Annotated in this window: 25 protein-coding genes and 1 pseudogene; 7 read left to right on the top strand and 19 right to left on the bottom strand. The window is 35.2% G+C overall.

The features are described from left to right. The 6 genes and pseudogenes from ABWU33_RS03045 to ABWU33_RS03020 form a co-directional block, all read right to left on the bottom strand. Positions 1–336: a GPW/gp25 family protein gene (locus ABWU33_RS03045; protein WP_264374884.1), complete on the bottom strand. Its 336-nt coding sequence runs from the start codon at positions 334–336 to the stop codon at positions 1–3. 2 nt (positions 337–338) lie between these two features. Continuing rightward, positions 339–585, bottom strand: a pseudogene (locus ABWU33_RS03040) (PAAR domain-containing protein). Beyond that, on the bottom strand, positions 582–1,046 hold the full coding sequence (locus tag ABWU33_RS03035; RefSeq protein ID WP_230609229.1) for a phage baseplate assembly protein V: 465 nt from the start codon (positions 1,044–1,046) through the stop codon (positions 582–584). Before ABWU33_RS03035 ends, ABWU33_RS03040 begins: the two are co-directional and overlap by 4 nt. Further along, complete coding sequence (locus tag ABWU33_RS03030) at positions 1,033–1,506, bottom strand: hypothetical protein (RefSeq protein ID WP_230609227.1); 474 nt, start codon at positions 1,504–1,506, stop codon at positions 1,033–1,035. The genes ABWU33_RS03035 and ABWU33_RS03030 overlap by 14 nt, the downstream gene beginning before the upstream one ends. Then, positions 1,503–2,000: a phage tail protein gene (locus ABWU33_RS03025; RefSeq protein WP_230609226.1), complete on the bottom strand. Its 498-nt coding sequence runs from the start codon at positions 1,998–2,000 to the stop codon at positions 1,503–1,505. The genes ABWU33_RS03030 and ABWU33_RS03025 overlap by 4 nt, the downstream gene beginning before the upstream one ends. After that, positions 2,001–2,219 (bottom strand): hypothetical protein, encoded by a 219-nt coding sequence (locus ABWU33_RS03020; RefSeq protein WP_353280981.1) that lies wholly within the window; start codon positions 2,217–2,219, stop codon positions 2,001–2,003. A 106-nt stretch (positions 2,220–2,325) separates the two neighbouring features. Here ABWU33_RS03020 and tnpA point away from each other — a divergent pair, with 106 nt between their 5' ends. Further along, positions 2,326–2,763 (top strand): IS200/IS605 family transposase, encoded by a 438-nt coding sequence (gene tnpA / locus ABWU33_RS03015; protein WP_265024376.1) that lies wholly within the window; start codon positions 2,326–2,328, stop codon positions 2,761–2,763. A 259-nt stretch (positions 2,764–3,022) separates the two neighbouring features. Here the strand turns inward: tnpA and ABWU33_RS03010 are convergent, their stop codons facing one another. The 11 genes from ABWU33_RS03010 to ABWU33_RS02960 form a co-directional block, all read right to left on the bottom strand. Further along, entirely contained in the window at positions 3,023–4,027 is a 1,005-nt protein-coding gene (locus ABWU33_RS03010; RefSeq protein WP_264376214.1) for a major capsid protein, read from the bottom strand. Positions 4,028–4,058: 31 nt separating this feature from the next. After that, on the bottom strand, positions 4,059–4,430 hold the full coding sequence (locus ABWU33_RS03005; protein ID WP_230609220.1) for a head decoration protein: 372 nt from the start codon (positions 4,428–4,430) through the stop codon (positions 4,059–4,061). A gap of 45 nt (positions 4,431–4,475) precedes the next feature. Beyond that, on the bottom strand, positions 4,476–5,552 hold the full coding sequence (locus ABWU33_RS03000; RefSeq protein ID WP_264377306.1) for a S49 family peptidase: 1,077 nt from the start codon (positions 5,550–5,552) through the stop codon (positions 4,476–4,478). A gap of 14 nt (positions 5,553–5,566) precedes the next feature. Continuing rightward, positions 5,567–6,976: a phage portal protein gene (locus ABWU33_RS02995; protein ID WP_230609218.1), complete on the bottom strand. Its 1,410-nt coding sequence runs from the start codon at positions 6,974–6,976 to the stop codon at positions 5,567–5,569. After that, positions 6,970–7,668 carry a glycoside hydrolase family 25 protein gene (locus ABWU33_RS02990; RefSeq protein ID WP_230609216.1) on the bottom strand — a complete coding sequence of 233 codons (699 nt, stop codon included), beginning with the start codon at positions 7,666–7,668 and terminating at the stop codon, positions 6,970–6,972. Before ABWU33_RS02990 ends, ABWU33_RS02995 begins: the two co-directional genes overlap by 7 nt. After that, the gene (locus ABWU33_RS02985) at positions 7,665–7,889 is read right to left on the bottom strand and encodes a gpW family protein (RefSeq protein WP_230609214.1); all 225 of its coding nucleotides are present in this window, start codon (positions 7,887–7,889) and stop codon (positions 7,665–7,667) included. The genes ABWU33_RS02990 and ABWU33_RS02985 overlap by 4 nt, the downstream gene beginning before the upstream one ends. Continuing rightward, positions 7,882–9,711, bottom strand: coding sequence for a phage terminase large subunit family protein (locus tag ABWU33_RS02980; protein ID WP_264686021.1), 1,830 nt, complete (start codon positions 9,709–9,711; stop codon positions 7,882–7,884). Before ABWU33_RS02980 ends, ABWU33_RS02985 begins: the two co-directional genes overlap by 8 nt. After that, a complete protein-coding gene (locus tag ABWU33_RS02975; protein ID WP_264685685.1) occupies positions 9,708–11,198 on the bottom strand; it encodes an ankyrin repeat domain-containing protein in 1,491 nt (496 codons plus the stop codon). The genes ABWU33_RS02980 and ABWU33_RS02975 overlap by 4 nt, the downstream gene beginning before the upstream one ends. Positions 11,199–11,205: 7 nt before the next feature. Continuing rightward, positions 11,206–11,682, bottom strand: coding sequence for a hypothetical protein (locus ABWU33_RS02970; RefSeq protein WP_264374889.1), 477 nt, complete (start codon positions 11,680–11,682; stop codon positions 11,206–11,208). Beyond that, positions 11,679–12,905 carry a DNA modification methylase gene (locus ABWU33_RS02965; protein WP_264686022.1) on the bottom strand — a complete coding sequence of 409 codons (1,227 nt, stop codon included), beginning with the start codon at positions 12,903–12,905 and terminating at the stop codon, positions 11,679–11,681. The genes ABWU33_RS02970 and ABWU33_RS02965 overlap by 4 nt, the downstream gene beginning before the upstream one ends. Before the next feature lie 120 nt (positions 12,906–13,025). Next, on the bottom strand, positions 13,026–13,475 hold the full coding sequence (locus ABWU33_RS02960) for a crossover junction endodeoxyribonuclease RuvC (protein ID WP_264377085.1): 450 nt from the start codon (positions 13,473–13,475) through the stop codon (positions 13,026–13,028). Between the two features lie 263 nt (positions 13,476–13,738). Here ABWU33_RS02960 and ABWU33_RS02955 point away from each other — a divergent pair, with 263 nt between their 5' ends. The 6 genes from ABWU33_RS02955 (at position 13,739) to ABWU33_RS02930 (ending at position 21,778) form a co-directional block, all read left to right on the top strand. After that, on the top strand, positions 13,739–15,853 hold the full coding sequence (locus tag ABWU33_RS02955) for an AAA family ATPase (protein WP_264377290.1): 2,115 nt from the start codon (positions 13,739–13,741) through the stop codon (positions 15,851–15,853). Between the two features lie 1,361 nt (positions 15,854–17,214). Beyond that, complete coding sequence (locus tag ABWU33_RS02950) at positions 17,215–17,739, top strand: sigma-70 family RNA polymerase sigma factor (RefSeq protein ID WP_007301868.1); 525 nt, start codon at positions 17,215–17,217, stop codon at positions 17,737–17,739. Positions 17,740–17,799: 60 nt separating this feature from the next. Then, positions 17,800–18,624 carry an ATP-binding protein gene (locus tag ABWU33_RS02945; RefSeq protein ID WP_012482039.1) on the top strand — a complete coding sequence of 275 codons (825 nt, stop codon included), beginning with the start codon at positions 17,800–17,802 and terminating at the stop codon, positions 18,622–18,624. Between the two features lie 16 nt (positions 18,625–18,640). Then, positions 18,641–19,447, top strand: a complete 807-nt coding sequence (locus ABWU33_RS02940; protein WP_264377289.1) for an AAA family ATPase — start codon at positions 18,641–18,643, stop codon at positions 19,445–19,447. 39 nt (positions 19,448–19,486) lie between these two features. After that, a complete protein-coding gene (locus ABWU33_RS02935) occupies positions 19,487–19,987 on the top strand; it encodes a hypothetical protein (RefSeq protein WP_007301871.1) in 501 nt (166 codons plus the stop codon). A gap of 42 nt (positions 19,988–20,029) precedes the next feature. Further along, complete coding sequence (locus ABWU33_RS02930) at positions 20,030–21,778, top strand: AAA family ATPase (RefSeq protein WP_012482040.1); 1,749 nt, start codon at positions 20,030–20,032, stop codon at positions 21,776–21,778. A 6-nt stretch (positions 21,779–21,784) separates the two neighbouring features. On the opposite strand, the gene ABWU33_RS02925 is transcribed toward ABWU33_RS02930, so the two are convergent. Together ABWU33_RS02925 and ABWU33_RS02920 are read right to left on the bottom strand one after the other, a co-directional pair. Beyond that, positions 21,785–22,921, bottom strand: coding sequence for a hypothetical protein (locus tag ABWU33_RS02925; RefSeq protein ID WP_007303017.1), 1,137 nt, complete (start codon positions 22,919–22,921; stop codon positions 21,785–21,787). After that, on the bottom strand, positions 22,863–24,074 hold the full coding sequence (locus ABWU33_RS02920; protein ID WP_007301877.1) for a hypothetical protein: 1,212 nt from the start codon (positions 24,072–24,074) through the stop codon (positions 22,863–22,865). The genes ABWU33_RS02925 and ABWU33_RS02920 overlap by 59 nt, the downstream gene beginning before the upstream one ends. Between the last annotated feature and the right edge of the window lie 52 nt (positions 24,075–24,126).

Below are 24,126 nucleotides of genomic sequence, written 5' to 3'. Positions count from 1 at the left end.
TTATACCACAACTCCATCAAAGCGAATATTTTTTCCACTTGGTAAGTACAATCCTTCTAGGTCAAGCGTTACTTTTCCTTCTTTCACTTCTGTTATTTTTACTTTTTCTAACTTAAATCTTTTTTCCCATTTTTCCAAAGCTTCTGCAGTTGCTGCGTAAATTTCCAAAGTTAAATCCCTATTTATTGGCTTATCTACTAACTCAAATAATCTTGATCCATAATCTCTTCTCATTATTCTACTCTTAATAGGAGTGGTCAGTATATCAATTATTGATTGCTTTAAGTGTTCTATTCCTTCTAACGCTTTTCCTGTTTTAGCATCCATACCCTTCATTTCTATTTTGCAAAAACGCTTTCACTGCCTTTTATTACTTTAAACCCACATATCTCCTACTCTTCCTACACTAAGACCATTTGCAAACACTGTTTTTGATCCTTCAGTTAATGCTCTTCCTTCACTAAAACTGTCTCCTTGTCTACATATTGACTTACCGTTTACAAAAACATTATTACTTCCGCTAATGCAGAAATGTGGTATAGCTTCTCCACAGTAGTCTCCTAACCTCACTATTCCTTTGTTCAATTTAAGTCGATCCTTTCTGCTTTCAGTTTTATTCCACTTTTTGTCATTTCTATACTTGATCCCCCAGCCTTAAGTGTTATTTTGTCTACTACTTCAATCTCTAAATTATGCTTCTCTTTATCATATAATAATCTTGTCCCATCTTGAAATTTTACACTATTTATTTCTTTTTTATTCTCTGGTGCAGGGTATTTTTCCTGATATATTCCTGCTAACACTACTCCTAATGATAGTTCACCAAGAGGAGAAAATACCATTACTTGTTCATCGATATCTGGCGGAGACCAATCTCTATCTTTTCCTGCTTTGCTCGTTATCCAAGGTAAATAATCTGTTAAAAGTTCTCCTATTTTTACTCTTACTTTTGCTTTGTCATAATCTACCTCTTTTACAAGCCCTATTCGTACAATGTTTGCTAGCTTCCTATTCAGCTCTGAAATCGCAAAACTATGATCCAACATTTATATTTCCTACGTTTATGGTATGTGGCTTAATTTTTCCTTCTTCCCATACTGATTTACCTAAATGAAGCTGATGACTCCAATCAACCATCCACACCAAATATGCATCTAATTCGGGTCTAAATCCATCAGGCTCTGCAGAAAGAAATTCAGCCGGAGATACATTCTTTTCCCAGGTATTCTTGTTCACTACTCTTGCAACCTCAGCAGCTAATGATCTGACAATGAGAGGAGCATTTTCTATTGTGCTATCAACTACTATTCTAGCTTCAAATCTTGCTTTTAGAGCTAATTGTTCAGTACCTGGATCTTTACCTGGTTCTAAACTTGCTAGTTCCACAAACACCGCTGGCGCTACTAATTCTTTTCTTATTGCTGGATAAATTTCACACGTCTGTATTGCTGATATTTCTTCTTTTAACTTAGTGCAGATTGCTTGATGTAAATCTTGCAAATTCATATAGGTGTAATGTAACTTAATTCGCGGTGGAAGAATTTTTCAAATACCTTTTCAACTTCATAATTAACAAGATTCTCTATTATCCTTGAAGCCTCAGGTTCTAGTAGCAACTTAATTTCCTTTATTGGCAGGGCTGTTCTTCCTTCACGTTTAAAAATACCGCTATTTCCTTTTGGCATAACTGCTGCAAATCCTCCTATAAACTCATGCTTTCCTACTTTCGATCCTCTTCTTGTTTTTTGTATTTTGCCAATTGTCGATGCTCTAATGTCATAGAGATTTGCTCTAATTAACACTTCTAATCTGCTAGTTTTCGCCTTAAAAATTCTTAATCTCTTTCTTATCAAACCTAAGTTTATTCTCTTTTCCTCACTGATTTCCTTAGCTGCTTTTGATTTTAGCCATATTGCTGTTTTGTTTAATGCACTCACCATTGCTTTTTCCACTTTTTTCCTTTCAGCATCTATACTTTGTATAATACTACCGGTACGCATTTATACTCCTGACGCTCGAATTTTCCATATCATTCCTGAATTATCTTGCAGCGGTGGAGAATATACTTTATATTTACGGTCACCTATAACAAAAACATCTCCTACTATTGGCCTTAACACATCAAACGCACTTACTTCTAACGCTAAAGTTTCTTCCACAAATTGTCCTTCACCAATCTCGTATAATTTATCTGGCTGTTGCTTTAATACTTGTACCATATATGACTTATCCTTTGACTTTCCATAAGATGGTACAAGCCTCCACCTTCTAGGTGGAGAAACTTTAGTTTGTCAATGTCATAACTGTACTTTATAAAGTATAGTTATGACGGAATATGACAAAGGAAAACACACTGTATTTTATCATAGGTACCATATAGTCTGGATTACAAAATATCGGTACAGAGTATTAACTAAGGCTATGAAGGAGAGAATACGAACAATCATAGCAGAAGTATCTGAAGAAATGGGGATTAAGATAGAAAACGGAGTAATATCATCAGATCATTTACATTTATTCGTAGTAATACCTCCTCATATAGCTGTGAGTGATTTTGTTCAAAGAGCCAAAGGCAGGTCTTCACGCAAAATTCAACAAGAATTTCCAGAGCTAAATAAAATGTACTGGGGAAAGCGTTTTTGGGGAAGAGGATACTTTAGTGCTACCAGCGGACATATCACAGATGAAGTCATTAATGAGTACATCAATAAACATACAGATGCACATCAGCCTCATTCTATATCTAGTATAAGATTGGAGTAGCTTTAGCTTCTCACCGCGCTTCCAGCGCTATATCCAACCTTTCGGCTCTCAGCCGATAGTGGTTGAGTCATATAAAGCTATCTCCCCTAAATGGATAAGACAATCTTTCAATAACCTCTTTACATTTTCCTGCATACCATTTTCTATTCATTCAAATTCACTTCTAAAGGCTTCTAAAAATATATTGCATCCTTATATTTTTTTAGCATACTCAACACATATTAAAACCATAAGTAGAGTTTTCTACGTGAGGGCTCTACTATGTTGTTACTATTTTTACCAAAACGGACGGACGGTGGCACATTGGCAATGGATTCGACTGCGTATGTAAATCAGTTCCTCTATCAAATCTCCTTGGTTCTTGTTTTGCATATAGTGGCTGTCCAAGAGTATTTACTGTTTCATTAAAATCTGCTGGTGCAAAATATGTTGTAAATGTGCTTGCTGTTCCTAGTGGAAAACAGTGTCCCGTATCTCTTTCTATAAATCTTCTTACGGTTCCTTCAGGATCAGTTGCTTGCCCTCTATATTCCTCAAATGTAATTCCACAAAACGTAAATCCTGACCTCATATCGTTCCTTAGCGCTGCTCCTTCTTGCCATCTCTCATATGCTTCTTTTACTTTAGCATGAGAAGTTAGTGCATCAAAAAACTCAGGACTTACCAAGGCATGAATTCCGGTCATATATTCACCACTTAGATTATCTTCTATATGCCGGAGTACTTCCAGACACTTACGCTTGACATCTGTTGTTGCTGTTCCAAGGGCAAAATTTACTATTTTTGGTGTTATTTCAAATTCGTTGTACAGATTTAGTAATTCTGACCCGTCAGCATCAAGAATAATTCCCTTCAGCGCTCCCATTCGTAAATGCTCTAATGTTATTGCGTGTTTGTTTCTCATTAGCTGTAAATGGTCAGTTATTACGTCTGCCAGCGCTTTCAGTTCACTTTCTGATCCAAATGCCCTTATTCCCTGTACTTCCTCTGGTAACACTACATCATCATGTGGAATATGCGGAACCGTAAATGTTCTTACCTTTCTTTTGCCGCGTTTTCCTACTGTTGCTGGTGCTCCTGGAACTTGTGTTGGTAGTAAACTTAATACTCCGTTTCGCTCTTCTATGGTAATATGTCTAAATCTTACTGACCTACTTGGAAATAAATTTAAATTTTCAACTCGTCCATAATTTATCGGCAATATATTTATCGCATTTGTTAGTGCCGTCATGCTAAATGCTGTATTTGTAAATGGATTTTGCATTTTTCCCCCTTTTGTGTTTTTAATAGTTTTTTTAAGCTCCCTTGCGGATAATGATCCCTCGTCCTTCAAGTTGCTTTATTGCTGCAGTTTTCTGCTCTTCAGTTATATTTGCTGGCCATACAACTGCATGATCTGCTAGCATTGCACCGCGAGCAATAATTACTCCTTTAGCATTTTCCTTTGCGTTTACATCACTTGCAATAACACCTATTGCGGTTTGTGTGCCATCGGTTGCTGTTGGATTCAAGACCCTAATAAAACCATCTTCAGTCTTTTTAGCAACTACTGCACCAAGCTTGAGATTCTGTCCTTTGGCAACAATTATTTGATCTCGTGAATATAAATTTGATGCTTCATATTTTAGAAGATCTCCTAAATTATTTGTTTCAGTTATACAATTCATAAAATTTTCTCCTTTACTTTCTACTTTTATTATACTGCGAATATTTTAAATACCTGATTGCGCACGACTTCTTGCTACTTGCATCATCAAATCTTCTCCTAAATTCTGTGGTATTGCACTCAGTATCTCTGTCTTCTTCGTTCTCTCTGCAAGTAATTCCATTAAAACTTCCCTTGCTTGCTCAATACTTACACCCTGCTCAATAAATTCTCCTATTTTCTCTGGCATTCGTGATAAGTTACATAAACGTATTAATTCAATAATTTCAGTACGATACTTAGTTAAATTATCAGTTTCTAGGTCATCAATTTCTAGGTCAGTTGTAATTTGTTTATTCATAGTATTTTCTCCTTTGTTAATAAATTCAAAAAATGTTGTAACTCCATCTGCAAGACCTATTTCCACTGCTTTCTCACCAAAATATAGACCTGCTTCTGTTGATCGAATCTTTTCAATTGAAAGACCTCTATTTCTTGCTATTAGCTGCACAAACATTTCATATAGTCGGTCTACTTCTTTTTGTAAGCTTTCCAGACTTTCAGACGTTATTGGCTCATGTGGGTTTAAATCATTCTTTCGACTACCAGCAAAGATTGTGGTGTACTTAATACCTTGCTTTTCATCAAACCTACTTTGATCTATATGACTTGCTATTACTCCTATACTGCCAACACCAGAAGTTCTGCTCACAAATACCTTTTCAGCGCTTGAAGCTATAGCATATGCAGCAGAGTACGCATCATCATTTGCTATTGCCACAATTCTCTTTTTTGCTCTTGATTCGTAAATAAAATCAGCCAAGTCGAATAAACCGTTTACTTCTCCGCCTGAACTATCTATATCAAGCAGAATAGTTTCTATATCTTTGTTTGATAATGCTTCTTCTACTTCTTCTTGAATTTTCTCATACGATGTCATGCCTAGAAAATCATCAAAAGCTCCTGGTTTTTTGGTTAAAATTCCATGTATTGGTATTATTGCTGTCTTTTCTATATTGTTCTTTACATAGTGTTTTACGTTTTTAAAGATAGGTTGTTTTCCGTTATATAGCGACAACAGGTCAAAGCTTTTTTGCTCTATCATCATCGGCCTACATAGCCAGTTGGTTTGTAAAATTTCCATAAAGTAAACGAGATTTATTTTGTTTGTGTCCTGACATCAGAATCAAAGAAAAGGTTGAAAGAATCAGAACGCTTTTGATCTTCTGCTATTTCTTGGTCAATTTCTTCTACATCGTAACCCATTTCTGATACTACTTCCGATCGACTCTTAAATCCATTCCTTACTGCCATTTGCTGTGCTTGCTGGTCTTTCAGTGGATCCACCCAATCAAATCCCTGTGGTATCCATTTTACTTCTTCTTTCGCTGCTTTTGCCACTTTTTCATCTATACAGAGTTCTCCACACAGTACTGCTAACTCTAGCCATCTATTCCATACTGGTCTGCAAAATTGAAATACCATAATGTTGTGTTGCAGCATAGCGCATCTACGACGAAACTCTATCAGTCCTGCTCTGATTGATGAATAATTAACACCCGTTAAATCTCCTGTTAGTTGCTCATATGTTATCCCTGTGCCTATTGCTATTGCCCTCAGTTGCTGTCTCATGAATGCTTCATAACTTCCTCCAACATCAGACGGCTCTGAAAATTTTATGTCTTCTCCTGGGTCTAAAAGCTGCATAGTTCCTGGCTCTAAACCTGATAGTGCTACTCCTTGCTCATTACTTTCACCTTCTCCTAAAATATTTGCTTCTGGATCAAGTCTCGTAATAAACCCTGCAAACATTGCTGCAGTCTTTTTTCGTACTAATTCTGCATCATCGTACTGGTCAAGTTCGTAAAGCTTCAAAAGCACGTTAGAAAGCCAAGGCTCCCCTCTAATTTGTCCAGGTCTTAATGGTCTATAAATATGTAAAACATCATTTGCCGGTACTCTAACTGACTCTCCAAATGAGCCTTCTCCTGGGTGCTCTCTAAATAAATAATATGCTTCTCTTTGCCCAAGCCTATTAAACTCAATCCCGCTTCTTATTACATTACCATTTCCTAAAGTTTGATTTGTTTTATTATCTAAATGTTCAGACTCAAGCACTTGCAGTTGTAATGGCACAGAAAATCTATCTTCCAGCCTTCTCGTTCTTAAACGTACAAAACATTCTCCTCCCTCTATCATACTTCTGCATACTAGAGCTTGTAATCCATAAAAATCACTTATTCCACAGCTATCTGCTTCGTCTGTCCAACGTAGCCATAATTCTTGTACTTTCTTTCGAAATTCTGCATTCCTTGCTTTTGATTGTGGTTTTATTCCTGTTCCAATAGAGTTACTTACTATTGTATCAATAATATTTGCTGCATATGGATTTTTTCTTACCATATCACGAGAGCGGCTACGCAAGTGCTCAAGGCTTTGAGAAAGCAAATTATTTATGCTTCCTGCTTCTCCTTGCCAATACATTACCCTTCTTCCTGAGCCTGCTGCATCCCATGCAGAACTTTTGATTTTTGGCTTGCCAAATAATTGTTTGAAGGTTTTTAACATCCTGATAACCAAAATTCTCTTAATTCTTTCAAAGTTCCGTTAAATTTGTTTCTGTCACATTTTCCGATTCCTTCTACTTCATGCGGCTTTGCTCCTGTTTGACCGTCGGTATATTGCCATAGAGTCCAGTTCCTCCATCCTATTGGTAATGTCAGTTTTGTTCCCCATTTTGCTAACCATAGTGGACATTCTGTTAAAGTTGGGGTGGCAAAATCCTTGAGAAAACTAGGGCTTCCATAAATTAACGGCAAACGTCCGGTTACTAAATAGACCCTATTTACAAAGTCCTCTGCTTGTTTTGGCATTATGCTTTTTCCATCTTTGTTTTCCTCAATGTCAAGGGCTAACAATATATTTGAACTATCACCAATTGTTTCGAGAAAATGCTCAGCTTGGTCTTTGCCGCTTTTTTCCCCGACACCAAAATGGTATGCACCCCAAAGCAATTCCTCTTTTTCAGCGGCTTTTTTCCTTTTTGTATATTCAGGATCTACGTACTTTACCCCCTGGGTGGCTTTGTGAATTATGCCTACTATGCCATCTTCTTTTGTTAATCTAAAATCTATCTCCTGATTCCAGTGCGACAAATCTATTACTGCATTTATAAGCATACCTGGTGTAGCGGTAGCTATCATATACCTCAAATGCTCTAGAAAATCTGGGTATCCATTTTCTATCATGCAACTTCTCATACCACTCCTTTATTCGTTGAAATAACAATCTTTCTTTTTGGTTTTTGACCTTCAACCTTGAGCTCAGCCTTGATTCTTTGTCTTAAGTTTAAAAGATCGTTTATTTGCACTTCAGCATATCTCACTACATGGTCACCATATGCAATTGATACTACTCGCTCTCCGCTTTGCAGCTTCTTTATTGCTTGTTCAACTTGAAACAAATACTCTTCGTTATACATTTTTCAACCACTTACTCTGTCTTACTTTTTTAGGTTTTTTACTTTCCATTTTCCCACTCAAACTATTCCATTTACTCTCTGGCCATCGATCGATTCCAAGCGCAATAGATGCAGCTCTCGCATAAATTCGGCAATCTAGTACTTCATTTCTTTCTCTTACCTTTTGCCACTCTTGTTTGGTATATCCTTTTACCACTTTGCTGACTAATTGCTCTGCTGTTAGCTGCTTAAAATATTCAGGTGCATACTCAGGAAAATGACAGTATCCTGCTGGAGCTTCTTCACCTTCTTTTAAAACATTAAGTAATTGAAAAAGCTCTGACTTTAATATCGATACTCCTGCTGGCCAGAGCTTTATTCCTCTTTTCAGCTTTTGCCCTCCAACTGTTATATCTACTCTACTTGGGCTGCTAAGTGGTACTAGTGCTTTATTTACACCTTTGACTGCCATTACTCTTCCAGAGCCTTGATGGCCTCTTACCCAATTGTATACTTCTTGTGTTGCATATCCAGCATCTACTGCCATCATACTTATCATATACTCAAGCCCATTTTCACCGATAAAATGATGACTCAGAAGCTCCGAAAGCTTTCCCCATACTTCTACTCTTCCAGTATCACCTTCAAATACTCGGTAGTCTATTGACCAACTTTCGCGGCTTTTTCCCCATGCTACAACTTCTACTTCTAACCGATCTTTTTGTACATCTACTCCTGCTGTGAGAACTACTTCACCCTTTGGTACTGTGCCAATTTGATAAGATTCTCTCCTGTTAAATAATTGCTTCCAATCTGGTACTTCTCCTTTATCTACCCAAGTTTCTCCAAGCGTTGTATTTATCCAAACCTTTAACAATTGCTCACTTTCTTTACTATGCAGAAAATCCTCTACTGCTTGATTCCAACTATACCAGCCAACAGGACTATAAAGACTTGATAGATGAAAACCTGCTATTTTGTTACTTGAGGTTTGATTTGTAGCTCTCCATTCTCCACGTTCAAGCATTTCTGTCTTTTGATGATTTTCTATTTTGCCACTACATTCAGTGCAGACATAATGTGCTGTTTTTGCATCATTGTTCTCCCACTTTATTTGTGACCATTTTAGAACTTGATAGTAATTACAATGCGGACAGGGAACAAAAAAATATCTCTTATCTGTTGCTTCAAATTCTTTCTCAATTCTGCTTATTCCATGAATCGTTGGTGTTGATACTAAAAAAATCTTTCGCCGTGCAAATGTATTGGTACGAGCTATGCTGAGCAGTACTGGATCTCCTTCTCCTCCTGAGTCTCCTGGATATGCATCTATTTCATCAAGAAAGAGGTATTTTACTGGCATAGAGCGAAGTCCTACACTGCTATTTGCTCCAGTTATTACTACTATTCCACCTGGAAATTCCTTACTTTGTACAGTATTTCCTGAATCTCTTGATCTTGGGTCTTTTACTTTACTTTTTAAACATGGTGTACTTTCAATAAGTGGCGCAAATCTTCCTTTTGACCAACGCTTTCCCATTTCAACTGTTGGCTGTACTACTAGCATTGGCCCTGGTGTTTGATCGATAATATAGCCAATCCAGTTATTTCCAGCCTCTGTTCCTCCAATTTGTGCTCCTTTCATGAATACCACTTTTTCTACTGGCGAGGACGGAGATAGTGAATCCATGATTTCTTTAAGGTATGGTGTTCTCTCTGTTCTCCATTTTCCTGGCTCTGATGCTGCAGTTGCTGCTAAAACTCGATACTCATTTGCCCACTCTGACACCTTAAGCTCTGGATCTGGTTTCAAACCTTCAGAAAAAGATGTGGCGTATATCATTGTATGCATCTACTCATAACTGGTTCTATCTCGACATCATTAACAATAGAACTACACTCCTCAACAATAGAACTACACTTCTCCATCTCCATAAACATCTTTTTCTGAAATTTGTTTTCTATATATCTTCTGCTCATCTCACTTATCATTAGTGCTATAATAATCGCAAATATCCCTGTTGTTGTTGCAAAAATGATTGCACTGCTTATTGTTGTTGCTGTTAACCCTATATATACCGCTATTGCTACTGCACTTACTGAGGTAAAAACACAGATCGCACTATTGTATTTTCTTACTTTTGCATCTCTATGCTCCATACACCTATAATAAATTGGTACAGATCTGCCTATCTCATCTGGTAATTTGATGCTCTTTTCTTTAAATAAAGTTTTTAGTAACTCTAAATTGTTTGATTTGATTGCTAAATGTAAAACAGGTGTATAATTTGCTCCTTTTTTCAGCAATAACTTTACTACATGTAAATGCCCTTTTTCCGCAGCAAGATAGATCGGTGATAGACTCTTATTATTTGAAATATCAATATCAATTTCTTCTTTTAAGATAGACTCTACAAGCTCAATTTCTCCTCTTTGTGCAGCTAAATGGAGTAGACTATTCTTTTCAGAACCGTATTTATTACTTATCAAAGCCTTCTTTATCTCAGGTTTAGCGTAATCAAATGGTGTCTTGCCACTATCGTCTTTTACCAGAGGATCTATATCTTCTCGCGTTAGTAAAACCTCTATTGTTTTAAGTCTTTCAGCGTAATGTAGTGGCGTTTTATTTTCGTAGTCTTGCAAATTTACTTGAGCATTAGGCTCCTTTATTAAGCATTTGAGAATATCGAGACACAAATCTCTTTCATCGTAATTAGTATTACTTACAGCTATATGAATAGGTGATAATTTCATTGAATTTTGTCCTACACGTGCGCTATTTACATCTGCTCCTAGCTCCAGTAATAACTTTACTATCTCTAATTTTTTGTTGTTAACTGCATAGTGCATCGGTGTCTGATTTCGTGCATCAAAAACCTCGATTTCAGCATTTCCTTCTCTGACTAAAATCTTTACAACTTCTACATGTCCAATACCAGCTGCCAAATGTAATGGTGTATGAAATATTGCATTACGCGAATTAACATCGATGCCTCTATTTATTAGGTACCTTACAGCATTTACCTCACCCACCATTGCAGCTAAATGAAGTAAGCTATCTTGTTCTGACCCGTATTTATTATTAATTAGCGCTTTTAATATTTCTGCTTTTTTTCCTTCTTTAGCGTAATCAAGAGATGTTTTGCCGTCATTATCTTCTACAAAAGGATTAATGTTCTTCTTCGTAAGTAGCAGATCCACCATGCTTAATTCGTCAAATTCTATAGCGCAATGTAGTGGTGTCTTGCCATTTAATCCTCTAACATTAACATCTAATCCAGGTTGATTAATGAGGCACTTTATTAATTCTAAACTTAAGTGAGCAGACATTTTATATTTAAAATTTAGTGTTAGATAATTCTTCAAGCGAGTTTGTAATTTCTTCAGTTAGCGCCATATGAATCTTTTCAGTGTCACTCAGTGATGCAAGCAGCGCTGAAACTCTATTTGGAATATTAAGCAGATTATTACGTACAACTCTTGCTACATTAAATGCTTCGTTTTTCACTTCCTCTACTGCTACAAGCTCTCCTATTTCAGCCTTAGCTTTCGCCTCAAGCAGTTTACCTCGTTCCATTTCATTTTTTATTCGCGTTTTTAGCAACATTGTGGAAAGTTTTTCTCCGTTTTCTGAATAGTTTTTTCTTCTCAATGGTTGACTTGGATCTCTTATTGCTGCCACCGCTTCATTTGCCTGTTCTCTATTGATCAAACCATTCTCCAACTCAACTATTCCTTTTTTTACTAAATAACAGACATATTGCTTTGAAAATCCTTGTTCTCTTGCCCATTCTGTTTGTGTTATTAATTTCACTTTTTTTGCTCCTTTTTTTCTTCTTGAATCTCTTGAAAAGTTTTACCAGCACCAGAAAGAATTGCCTCCCTGCCTGTATACACTTGCCAACGTTTTATCGTTACATCTACAAACTTTGAATCTAGCTCTATTGTTCTACAAATTCTTCCTGTTCTCTCACATGCAATCAGTGTGCTGCCAGAACCGCTAAATGGATCAAGTACTATGTCTCCAGATCTGCTGCTGTTTACTATCGCTCTCTCCATTAGCTCTACTGGCTTCATCGTTGGATGTAGTGTATTATGTGTTGGCTTATCATAAAACCAGAGGTCACTTTGATTTCTACCTCCATACCACTCACGTTTATTGCCACTTTTCCATCCATAAAGCATTGCTTCGTATTGTCTTTGATAATCTGATCTTCCTAGCGTAAAGTGATTCTTTGCCCAAATGATAAATGTTGACCAACGACCACCTGCTTCCTCAAATGCTTTTTGCAACGTCGAAAACTCTGATGATGATGTGCAGATGTAAATTGCACCTTTCGTATATGCTAAAATATTGGAACAGATGTAGTAGAGAAAAAGTTCGTACTTTTCACCTTGATTATCGTTTAATATCTTTTTGTCTTCTCTCTCTTGACTGTTACCATATGCTACGTTATACGGAGGATCACACACAGTAATATCTGCCATTTTATCATCTAACAGCGCTTTATATGATTCAACTACAGAGCTATCACCACAATAGATTCTATGATCACCTAAAATCCAAAGATCACCTGGTTTTGTTACTTTTTTGTCATCAATAGCTAAGTCAGAAAGATCTTCTTTTTCACTATCTAAATCATCAAGGAAATGTTGAACTTTTTCTAATTCAAATCCAGTCATTTTAAGATCAAACTGTAAATCTTCTAACTCTTGAATTTCTACTTTCAAAAGCTCATCATCCCACTTTGCCCAATTAGCTGATTGATTTGCCAGTAATCGAAAAGCTTTAGTTTGTGGTTCATTTAAATTATCACTTAAAACCACAGGAATACTTTCTATACCAAGTTTTCTTGCTGCTTTCAGTCTTAAATGACCATCAACCACAGTTCCATCGCTTTTTGCAACTATTGGTATACGAAAGCCGAATTCCCTGATTGAAGCACACATTCTATTTACTACATCGTCATTTTTACGTGGATTACGCTCATATTCGATGAGATTTTGAGTAGGATAATAGTGGATTGCTAAATTCATATAATTACTGTACTAATTAAAAAGTTAATATTCAAAATATCTCTGACGCTAAAGAAGGCCTGGGGTCAGCACCACCAAACCCGCCATTATGGCCGAAAGGACCCACTTTTTATGAGCTTATTAATATCTTTCCATAACATAGAACATCAAAGCTAAAGCATCTGCTTGATTATCATCTCTAGGTGAAAAACCTTTTTCACGTATCGCTTCAATAACTTCACTCTTACTTGCATTGCCTTTGCCTGTGATAAAGCGTTTTATAGTCTTAACAGGAACACTCTGATAGGGAATATGATTCTCTTCACACCAAGCAGAGAGAACTGCAAGAAAACCACCATAACAATGCGCTGCATCAGTTCCAAGGTGTCTTCTCACTTCCTCAAAATAAACTGTTTCAATACTTGGAAATTTTTCTTTCATTTCATTCAACCACTTACGAAAATTTAGAAATACCATGCCACCTCCACTAAAACGACTAGTATGAAAACTCTCACTGCCACTTTGAACTATTCCATCATGTAGAATAGCCCATCCGGTTTGTTTCCCTAAATCTAGTGTTAGTATTGACATTCTGTAAGATATTTGTTTGGAGGTAGCCTAAGCAATAACATGGACACTTAAGTTACCTCTTGAAAATAGTGGGAGTGAAAATTACGAGTTTCAAACTTTCATACCCCTCTACTAATTATATATCGCAAAAACTTCACAGAATGTTCAAAAAAATATTATTTTTTATGTTTTTTCAAATTACGCTGAACAAATTCATTTCATTTTGCGATTAATTACTTATGAGGAAACAGAAAAAATCCCTGATAAGTTTTAATGGAGAATTTATGAATATTTCATGCGATTTCAACAATACTATTTCACAAAGTTATCTACCATCATCAGAAGAAACAGCGAACATAAAATTAAGGCTTCTGGCCGATCTCAGATCTTGTCTTTCTTACTTGCTACCAAATGGGGTTTTTCATGGTAATAGGTTTTATGTAGGTGATGTACATGGTAATCGAGGAAAAAGTTTAGTAGTAGAATTAACTGGTAGTAAAGCTGGGCTTTGGAAAGATTTTGCAACAAATCAAGGTGGTGATATTATTGATCTTTGGGCAGAAGTACACTCCAAAACAGAATTTCATGAGATAATGGCTTCTATAGCTGAGTGGCTTGGGTATAACAAAAAATATACAGAGAAGCAATACATTGACGAAGACTTTGAGAAATTTATTACCTACAGTTGGAATTATTATGATGAAAATGGTCAGGTGATTGTAAAAGTTTACCGTTCTGATTTTCCTGGAAAGAAAAAAGTATACAAGCCTTTTAATGTTAAAACGTTGAGTTATAAAGCACCTGATACAAGACCACTATACAATATCCCTGGTATTTTGAAGTCTGATAAAATCATTCTTGTTGAAGGTGAAAAATGCGCAGAAGCACTAATAGAAAAAGGAATTACTGCAACAACCACAATGTCTGGAGCAAATGCAGATGCGGACAAAACTGACTGGTCACAACTTAAAGGCAAGCATATTGTTATTTGGCCGGATAACGATGAGCCTGGTAAACAATATGCTGAAAATGCTACTACAAAACTTCTCAGCTTAGGTATTGCATCGCTTTCTATAGTCAAAATTCCAGAAGGTAAACCAAAAGGTTGGGATGCTGCGGACTATGTACAAGAAAACACAAATGTTTCTGACTTCATTGAAAATAACTTGAAAAAGGTAATTATTAGACCACCACTGAACATTTTAGACTGGAGTGCAGATCGTTTTGTAGGTCCAGTACCAGAGCAAAAGTTTCTTGTTGAAGGAATATTTCCTTTGGGTGTTACTTCAATAGTAGCTGCTATGGGAGATACAGGTAAGGGTATGCTACTCCTCGATTTGGCGCTTAAGGTTGCAAGTGACACAGATCAGATATGTGGTTTTGGTTCACCTGTTACTGAACATGGATCAGTAGTAATCTTTTCAGCAGAAGATGATGCAGGCGAGGTACACCGTCGGCTTGAACGTCTTGATCCTGAATGTAAAAGATTAAAATTTAAAGATAAGCTGTTTATAGTACCACTACCAAACGTAAGAGGATCACTGACAATACTGAGAAGTATTCGTGGTAAAATTATTGAAGTTTCGCCTGAATTTGAGTCTATAATAAAACAACTTGATAAAATTAAAGATCTGAAATTAGTTGTGTTTGATCCTCTTGCATCGTTTATTCATGCAGACATAAATGCTGATCCTGCTGTAGGAGATTATCTAATGTGTTTATTGTCTGATTTAGCATGTAGTACCGGAGCTTCGATAGTTACTGCTCATCATCTGAGAAAACCAAAAGGAGAAAAGCCTATATTAACTGCTGAACAAGCACGTGATGCAATTAGAGGCACATCTGCTCTTGTTAATGGTGTCAGATGCTCATATGCTTTTTGGCCAGTAGAAGGTACAGCTAAGCCAGAGATCTTTCAATCAATAGGAGAAGCTCCAAGACAGAATGCGTTATTTTATGGAGCAGTTGTTAAGGCAAATGGTTTAGCTGACCGAACTGTACGTACTTACCTGAGAAACCAAGAAACAGGGCTATTAGAAGATATAACAGTGCAACTAAAAGGTAAAAATGCTAGTGAAAAAGACCTTAAAATGTATCTTGTTGATGCAATTGCAAGATCTGCTGTTGCAGGGCATCCATTCACTCATACAGGAAATACAGGAGTATACAAACAACGGCACAGATTACCTGATATTCTTCATGGTCTAGGGAGAGATAGACTAGAGCGTATAGTACAAGAACTTCTACAAACAAAGAAGTTAGTAAAAGGAATGTCTACAGGCTCGAGAGAAGATAAATGGCTTGATGTTAGAGAAGGCCCTTTTGCTCGTGGTGTTGGAAAATTTACTCATGGAGCTGAAGGTATTATACCAAATCTCATTTCTAACAAGACAAATTAGAAACAGCCCTTTTTGACTATAATTGAAGAGTTTAAGCAAATTCATAATATGTTCTATTTGTCTTTCCAATAACAAAATTAGTTGTAGATAAAATTACGGGTAAGCTCTTCAAGCATCTGAGGGTTTACCCTATTTTTTTATTACAAGCATTGGAATACATTATATATTATAACTTCAACTAGAAGTTGATAGAATATATAAAAAATCATACCACTAATAATTGAATTATGTTCCTATTCCTGCGTTACTGAATCAGTAATCAGAAATTAAGGAATGAAAAATACCTCTAGAAACCTAAACTTTATACTCTCTATTCCTAAAAGTGTTCCTAGAAAGCACCCCTCTAAAGTTGGCCATTATGGCTGATTCTACGTTCCTAAAACCCTTATATTATTATATAATATATATGAGTAATAAATAAAAGTAATAATAAATATAAATAATAGTAAATTACAAACAGTATAAAATGTTAATGAAAGTAAAAAGACTACAAAAATATTACTAAGATATTTAAATTGAATAAAAAAGAACAAATGACTGACAATAGCGTTTTTAAAAGATTCTACGACTTTAAGGTCAATTATACTACCTTGAACTAAAGAACGCTTATAAACCACATTAAAACCGATTAAAAGGCAATTAACACTACATTTTAACTTCGCAAAAGATTCCTACCCAACTTTATCATGTTTTATTTTAGTTATAAAGAAATTTTTTTTAAAGCTGAATTAACTTGAAAGAACATAAAAAACCTAACAAACAGTGGAAGGATAAACATGCTGAGTTTTAAAATCAAAGTCTTTAGTAGATTTAAAAGGCCTAATCATTTTTGTCTTTTTGATGAGCTTTATCGAACCAATTTTAAAATTATTTAAACTTTTTTTGAAAAATTTCCGGAAAAAGTTGTGACTAATCCGGTATAATTATTATAGAGGACTATGAATTTTAGATGCTCCAGAAAGAAGCGGTTAAACAAATGCTTAGAAAAAAATAAAATGACCTTCAATTGCGTTTCAAGACGATTCTGTAATGAATTATACCACCTCTATGCAATAACGCTTGTTGTTTGTAAAGAAATTTCTTACAAGCCTGACAAAAAAATTCACCTTTCTTTATAGGGTTAAAAAAGTTTTATAAAATCTTTAATTCTTTAGTAGAAATCTTATTGGATCAACCTATTTTTCTTCTTTTCACCGAACCATGTCTGAACAAATTTTTCACATGGGGGATGCTTCAAGAAAAAAGGCCAGAATATCAATAGTTTTATTTTTTCATATGGGGGAACGAATTTTTCCCATGCCGTACAAAGTGAGGTTAAAACCCTTCATCCTTATTCCTTTCAATCTTTCATGGAGTGCTATATGCAATCTAAAAATAAATATCCTGGTATTGATCCTTCAATCATTAAACAAATACGAAAACGTGCTAGACAAATTAAATCTTATAAATGCTGTGTTAATTCTGATATTGAAGATATAAAGCAGCAGCTCTTATGTGAAACTTGGTCTGATTTAAGCCAGTATAATGGTGAAGAAAGTGGTAGAAATGCATTTATTCATAGTGTCATAAAAAACCATGCAATAAGCCTTCTACGCAAACAATCCTGTGCTAAACGTGGTAGTAAAGCAGGCGTAGCATTTGTTGATATTACTGACTTGGATGATGTTATTGATGAAAATAGTAATTTTGCAGATAAAGTAGCAGCTAGTGTTGATATAAACGAAGCAATTTCAAAACTACCAAAGCTCTGGCAGGACATTTGTTATCAGCTTGAATCTCATAGTATCTCTGAAATCGCAGAAATACATGGAATATCTAGAACAACCATCTATGACATTAGAGAACAAATACGCGCTAAACTTGCTCATCTCAAAATATATTTATGAAAATTTTTGAACAAATCGTCGTCATTTTGCGATTACATATTATGAAGGGGTAATAAAACTATGACTTTAAAAATAATAAATAGTGAACAAAGAGTAAAAATGGTAACAGGTGTGAAGATAGTAATCTTCGGACCATATGGAATTGGTAAGACCAGTCTGCTTAAAACTTTGAATGAACCGACACTTTGTCTTGATTTTGAAGCTGGGCTACTTGCTGTTCAAGATTGGCAAGGGGATTCTATAAGTATTCGTACCTGGAATCAAGCTCGCGATATTGCCTGCCTAATTGGTGGACCTAATCCTGCATTAAAATCTGATTCAGCATATAGTCAAAGACACTATGAGCATGTATTCAGTAAGTACAAAGATCTAGAATTCTCTAAATATAGCTGTATTTTTATCGACAGTATTACAGTAGCCTCGCGGTTATGTCTTTTATGGGCAAAAATGCAACCAGAAGCTTTCTCTGACAGAAATGGCAAACAAGACATGAGAGCTGCATACGGGTTACTTGCTCAAGAAATGATGGCTTGGCTCAATCAGTTTCAACATATTCCCAATAAAGATATCATTACAGTTGGTACGTTAGGTCAATATTTAGATGACTTCAATCGCCCAACTTGGCTACCACAATGCGAAGGAGCTAAAACTGCCAGTGAAATACCTGGTATTGTTGATGAAGTAATTAGCATGGTAAGCATCAAGAAGGATGATGGTACAGAGGTACGTTCCTTTGTTTGCCATACTATTAATTCTTGGGGATATCCTGCTAAAGATCGTAGTGGTTGCCTTGATATGGTTGAAGAGCCGCATTTAGGTAAATTACTTACAAAAATCAAAACTAAAACCTTTTCTACTTCTACTCAATTTATGCCACACAACTAACTTTTGGAGGTTACATATGTTACAAGACTTTTTAACTACTGGTCAAAAGATTCCCTTTTTCAGTATGAAAGAATATTTGAATGACCAATCACCTATACCGAAAGACATCGTCTCACCAAGAATTTTAACTCAGAGAAGTTTATTGGTTCTAGGTGGCCCTCCTAAAATAGGTAAAAGTGACTTTTTGATCTCTTGGCTTGTCCATATGGCTGCAGGTGTTTCTTTTCTTGGTATGACTCCAAGTAGACCTTTGAAAATCTTCTACATGCAAACTGAAATTGAATACGAATATATGAAGGAACGTTTGCAATGTCTTCAACTTGATCCAGAACTTTTGGCAATAGCTGCTAATAACCTAATAATTACGCCAAAAGTGCATTTATCATTTTGCCATGAAGAAATAAATTACATAAAAGAAATTGCGAAGGAACGCTTTAAGCCTGATATTTTGGCAGTGGACCCTCTGCGCAAAATCTTTAGTAGTGAGTATGGCAATGAAAACGATAATAGCGCTATGCTATTCTTTCTGCAAAAAACTCTTGAAAAACTACGTAATGCTATTAACCCAAATGCTGGAATAATATTAACGCATCACACGAAAAAATTATCCAAGAAAATGCTCGAAGAAGATCCATTTCAGGGCTTAAGTGGTGCTGGATCTCTCAGGGGATTTTACACTACTGGCATGGTGATGGTTGCTTATGATGAGGAAAGTACCAGACGTCAAATAGTATTTGAGCTACGCAATGGTGAACGTGTGCCAAATAAACTTATCGATAAGATCAACGGTAGCTGGCAGCTTCTTGATCAATGGAATAACTGAGCTTTTTTTAAAAATCAATTGATATATAGGGGGCAACTTATGCTGCAAGATTTTTTAACTGATTTCAATAATGCGAAACTACAGAGTAGTTTAATACCTAAAGGTACAATAGTCAAGGTAAAAATGGCAATTAAGCCTGGTGGTTACGAAAATTGGTTCACTAAAAGCTATGATACTGGCAGCATCTATTTAAACGCTGAATTTACCGTCATTGAAGGTCCATACGCAAAATGTAAGATTTACCAAATAATTGGTATTAAAAGTGGCAAATCAGAAGGTAAAGAAGATACTTGGGGAGAATCTGGACGTTCTATGATTCGCAGTATTTTAGAGTCAGCTCGTAATATTCATACAAATGACACATCAGAAAAAGCAGTTCTTGCGCGAAAAATCAACTCAATTGCAGATTTAAACGGCCTGGAGTTCACAGCAAAAGTAGGCATTGAGGCTAATAATACCTATGGAGATAGGAACAGAATTGCTACGGTCATTACTCCTGAACAAGAGAAAAATTCAGACGCTGATTGGATACCATTCTAAATAAATTGCAACTATTTTTATAGTAAATTAATCGGAGGTTACATGGAGTTTTGCATTACTGAATCAAGACAAGAGATAAAAATGTTATTGGCTCACAATATTAAAGAGTGTCTGTCTTACTTATTGCCTGGTGGTAAATTTGGTTATGGGTTCTATTCTGGAAATATTAATAAAGACCACTTGATGGTAGTGGCAGAAGGTAAGCAAACTGGCACTTGGTATAACTGTGATAAGAAAACTAACGGAGATATTATTGAACTCTGGAGCATAATAACCAATAAAACTGATTTTTCTGAGATTACCAGCCTTATAACCAAGTGGCTTAGTGAGCGTATAATAGCAAAATATAGCTACCTTGATAAAAATAATGAGGCTATAGCTTATGTTTATTTGTATAAAAACAATTATAGACATATATGGAATCTAAGAACCTCTAGGAATGGTCTGAAGCCATTATATAACATTCCCGGTATTATTAAGTCTGATGAAGTGATTATAGTTAAAGGTGAAAACCGTGCTGATAGTTTAATAAAGAGAGGTTTTACAGCAACAACTGCAATAGATGATGATATTGAGAAAACGGATTGGTCTATGCTAACAGATAAGCATATAATAATTTGGCCGGAAAAAGATGAACAATATGTTAAAAAAGTAGCAGTGGAACTAGACAATTTAGGTATGTCCTGTGAGAATCCTGAAAGTTTAGGTATATCATCTGAGAACCGTGAAAGTTTAAGTGTATTATCTGAGAAAAAAGCATTTCCTGCTAGTCATTATCTAAATGATAAATCTCCATCACCAGAGGATATAATTTTACCGAGAATTCTTACTCCTGGAGGACTTTTACTACTTGGAGGAGCTCCAAAGGTTGGCAAGACTGATCTACTGCTTTCTTGGTTAGCACATCTGTCAGCGGGACTACCGTTTTTGAGTATGGTTCCAATTAGACCATTAAAGATCTTTTATCTTCAAACTGATCTTGAATATCCCTACATTAAGGAACGGCTACAACAATTGAAATTTGATGATAAATCTCTAGAATTAATATCAAAAAATTTAATTATTACACCAAAAACAAGCTTACTTTTGAATTCTCAAGGAGTAGAAGAAGTAAAAGATATTATAGCAGAGAGACTAGACGTTAAAACAGTTGATATCATTGCTATAGATACACTACGTGGTGTTTTTGATTTCAATCAATATAAAGGAGAAAATAGTAATAGCTCGATGTTTTGTTTTTTAAAAGATAGAGTTGAAAAATTGAGGTCTATAACAAACCCTAGTTGTGGAATCATTTTAACGCACAATACTAACAAGGTATCGAAAAAGTCATTAGTAGAGGAACCATTTCAAAACTTTAGCGGAGCATCGGCTTTAAGAAGTTTTTATACTTCAGGGATAATGATGATCAAGCCAAACGGAGAACAAAATACTCGTCAATTGATATTTGAACTTAGAAATGGTAAATCTATTTTACCTATGCAGATCGAAAAAGTAAATGACAGTTGGCAAACTGTATCAGAAAAACCAACTGTAAAACAACGTCGAAAAAAAAGTTATGACATCATTTTACGGTTAATTAATGAGAGAGCAGCTAAGGGAAAATTTTATACTAAAAGCCAATTTTGCTATTTATTTGAAGATACATTTGGTTTGAAGAGTTGTCATTCCATTCGTAGATATGTTAACGCATTAGTTGCTTCAGGTTATATTAAATTCTATGAAAAAGAAATACCAGAGCGCGTAAAAGTTATGAAAGTGGCTGAGCATTTAACGAGGAGAGATATTTAATAACACTCATTTTTTAAGAACAATAGTAAAAGGATTAAGCCTGTAGCCATATTCCTTAGTACCTATCCCTGACCATGGCAGAGTTTGAATAATATCGTCTTTTTTGACATTTAAACCTAAAGTTATAGCCAATTTCTCTGCTATAGTTTTTTGCATTCTATTTATTGGTTTGCGAATTTGTTGTTCAACATCGTGAATGTTTTCTAAGCGATTTGCAATTTCTCCAACGTTTAAAGTTTTGTATTGCTCTGGAGAAATTCCACTTTTAAAGTCATGAAAAAATTGATCTAAGAAAATAAAAAATATTCTTCCAGACTTTGACTGTGTTTCGATAACTCCTATACCATTAACACAAATGTCATTGCCTTTAATATGGAGCTGAAAAGTCTTTTCTGCTGGAGTAGACTTAGTCTGTTGCAATGGAATGTAAGAATAGCAATTGAATGCCTGAAAAGAAACATTAGGTAATAATTCTGGTACTCCTTTTTCTACTGTTTGATGCAATACTTCATTTAAACTTTGATCTTCGCAAATTAGATCTGCTATAGGAACAATGTGTAGATTCAGTGGTGGCTTAAGACTCTCCTTATTAAAAGTTATTAAAGCAGTAGGGGTGGTTTTTAACTTATCCACAGCAGAGTATGAGTTATCAGGACAGCATTCGGGAATAATTAAGCTGATAAGGCTTGTGTCAACAATAACATAATAAACTCCGGTTGCTACTTTATTACAAGTAATCTTTAAACTTGCTAATTGCTTTTCAAACCATTCTATAACTTTCAAATGATTAACTTTTACCTCTAAAGAAAAGTAACGCTGTTTTTTATAAGTATCAGGTAAAATATCACGTTCACAGAGGTCACACATTATTGGGTTATCATAATCTTCATCATAATCGCTGACAATTTCTAATCTATTGTTGCAGAAAGGATTTATTACATGAAAATCAAACTCATCTTCATCATTAGCACAGATTATAAAGTAATATTCTCTTAAATTTACAAACCCAAGACTTGACAGGTATTGTGCAACTTCTAAATAATCTCTGCTAGGTGTATCATAAGAGTCACTCCACCGTAGCAGATTAGTAACTATTTGCCTGTAGAAAGTTGGATTTTGCTTTTGACAGAATGGTAAGTCCATAAGTATTGGAAAACATTAACTTAAAATCTTCACGTTCTTTTTTATCAAGTACGTGTTCTGAATAATTGATCGCTATATAGTCTGTATTGGCATGAAAAGATAGAGTAACTTTTTTGTTTCTAAATATCACCTTTATATGTTGAACAAGACTAATATTGTAGATTATACTGCCAATTGAAGGCTCTAACACCTTTAACCACTTTTCTATGGAATTTGTGTTTAATGTAAAATAAGTGCTTGGTTCAGGTGACGTAAACTTTAATTCAATTAATTTGATGTCTTTTATTAATTCATGTACACAGTCAGTCAAGAATGTACGCACTTGGGCAACTTTATTCTGATTACGTAGATTAATAAATGAGCATTCACGTTGAAAATATCGACTGGCAATGCTGTTTGCTATTTCTAAGCCACGTTTGAGGTTTTTAGTACACAAATTTACCTGATTGCTATTTAAAGAGAAGTCAAGAATAATCCAGTCAGGTTTGTAACCGTGTATTACTTGGTTTGAGCTAAGTACCAGGTCTGAATCACTAGCACGACGTATAAATAAGTAAATGCGGTCTTGGTAGTAAAAAAAACCTTTGAACTTACTTTCAAAGTTGTCATTTGCTAGAGAATCATGTTGAGTTAATATCTCTCGCAGTACCTCTTTCGACAAAAAATCTTTAAATGAGCTCTGTCTTTGTCTTGGAGGATTATTTAAAATAAATGATGAAAAACTTCTTTTTTGAACTTTATTAAAAAGAAAGACGTGCTTCAGCAAGTTATGGTCAATAAGAAAGAGAGTAAATAGTATAGATTTTTTATCATATTTTACATCGCCACTCAATATAGGCTTTGCTATCTCAATTATGGCTGAATCAGACTTCAAACGGCTAAAGTAGCTGATTAAATAATAATTAGGTAAATAATCAAGGTTGCTGTCGATAAGGAATTTACGCTTTTGCTGAACTGACCTATAGTCATAATAAGGACTATTATCAAACAAATGCTGTTGATAATTGAAGTGTTGTTTAAGAATAACATTTAATTGCTTATTATTAAGAGAGTTAATCCAACTTTTGCACAAATCAGGATTTTGAAAACTCAATAGTAACTCAGTAGCAGGAACTTCAAGATCATCTTCCCAGAATTCTTGATTGGCAATCATTATCCAAAAGAAAAAATATTATGACAACTGTAGTATATTAAACAGTTGCGTC

The organism is Wolbachia endosymbiont (group B) of Cyclophora punctaria, assembly GCF_964028235.1.
Lineage (GTDB): Bacteria > Pseudomonadota > Alphaproteobacteria > Rickettsiales > Anaplasmataceae > Wolbachia.
Note: the sequence above shows the minus strand (reverse complement) of the source record. Positions and strands in the feature narration are given on the sequence as shown.

Coding starts and splice junctions, on each gene's coding strand:
- ABWU33_RS03045 (WP_264374884.1), bottom strand. CDS start 336: ATGAAGGGTATGGATGCTAAAACAGGAAAAGCGTTAGAAGGAATAGAA.
- ABWU33_RS03035 (WP_230609229.1), bottom strand. CDS start 1,046: ATGTTGGATCATAGTTTTGCGATTTCAGAGCTGAATAGGAAGCTAGCA.
- ABWU33_RS03030 (WP_230609227.1), bottom strand. CDS start 1,506: ATGAATTTGCAAGATTTACATCAAGCAATCTGCACTAAGTTAAAAGAA.
- ABWU33_RS03025 (WP_230609226.1), bottom strand. CDS start 2,000: ATGCGTACCGGTAGTATTATACAAAGTATAGATGCTGAAAGGAAAAAA.
- ABWU33_RS03020 (WP_353280981.1), bottom strand. CDS start 2,219: ATGGTACAAGTATTAAAGCAACAGCCAGATAAATTATACGAGATTGGT.
- tnpA (WP_265024376.1), top strand. CDS start 2,326: ATGACGGAATATGACAAAGGAAAACACACTGTATTTTATCATAGGTAC.
- ABWU33_RS03010 (WP_264376214.1), bottom strand. CDS start 4,027: ATGCAAAATCCATTTACAAATACAGCATTTAGCATGACGGCACTAACA.
- ABWU33_RS03005 (WP_230609220.1), bottom strand. CDS start 4,430: ATGAATTGTATAACTGAAACAAATAATTTAGGAGATCTTCTAAAATAT.
- ABWU33_RS03000 (WP_264377306.1), bottom strand. CDS start 5,552: ATGGAAATTTTACAAACCAACTGGCTATGTAGGCCGATGATGATAGAG.
- ABWU33_RS02995 (WP_230609218.1), bottom strand. CDS start 6,976: ATGTTAAAAACCTTCAAACAATTATTTGGCAAGCCAAAAATCAAAAGT.
- ABWU33_RS02990 (WP_230609216.1), bottom strand. CDS start 7,668: ATGAGAAGTTGCATGATAGAAAATGGATACCCAGATTTTCTAGAGCAT.
- ABWU33_RS02985 (WP_230609214.1), bottom strand. CDS start 7,889: ATGTATAACGAAGAGTATTTGTTTCAAGTTGAACAAGCAATAAAGAAG.
- ABWU33_RS02980 (WP_264686021.1), bottom strand. CDS start 9,711: ATGATATACGCCACATCTTTTTCTGAAGGTTTGAAACCAGATCCAGAG.
- ABWU33_RS02975 (WP_264685685.1), bottom strand. CDS start 11,198: ATGTCTGCTCACTTAAGTTTAGAATTAATAAAGTGCCTCATTAATCAA.
- ABWU33_RS02965 (WP_264686022.1), bottom strand. CDS start 12,905: ATGAATTTAGCAATCCACTATTATCCTACTCAAAATCTCATCGAATAT.
- ABWU33_RS02960 (WP_264377085.1), bottom strand. CDS start 13,475: ATGTCAATACTAACACTAGATTTAGGGAAACAAACCGGATGGGCTATT.
- ABWU33_RS02955 (WP_264377290.1), top strand. CDS start 13,739: ATGAATATTTCATGCGATTTCAACAATACTATTTCACAAAGTTATCTA.
- ABWU33_RS02950 (WP_007301868.1), top strand. CDS start 17,215: ATGCAATCTAAAAATAAATATCCTGGTATTGATCCTTCAATCATTAAA.
- ABWU33_RS02945 (WP_012482039.1), top strand. CDS start 17,800: ATGACTTTAAAAATAATAAATAGTGAACAAAGAGTAAAAATGGTAACA.
- ABWU33_RS02940 (WP_264377289.1), top strand. CDS start 18,641: ATGTTACAAGACTTTTTAACTACTGGTCAAAAGATTCCCTTTTTCAGT.
- ABWU33_RS02935 (WP_007301871.1), top strand. CDS start 19,487: ATGCTGCAAGATTTTTTAACTGATTTCAATAATGCGAAACTACAGAGT.
- ABWU33_RS02930 (WP_012482040.1), top strand. CDS start 20,030: ATGGAGTTTTGCATTACTGAATCAAGACAAGAGATAAAAATGTTATTG.
- ABWU33_RS02925 (WP_007303017.1), bottom strand. CDS start 22,921: ATGGACTTACCATTCTGTCAAAAGCAAAATCCAACTTTCTACAGGCAA.
- ABWU33_RS02920 (WP_007301877.1), bottom strand. CDS start 24,074: ATGATTGCCAATCAAGAATTCTGGGAAGATGATCTTGAAGTTCCTGCT.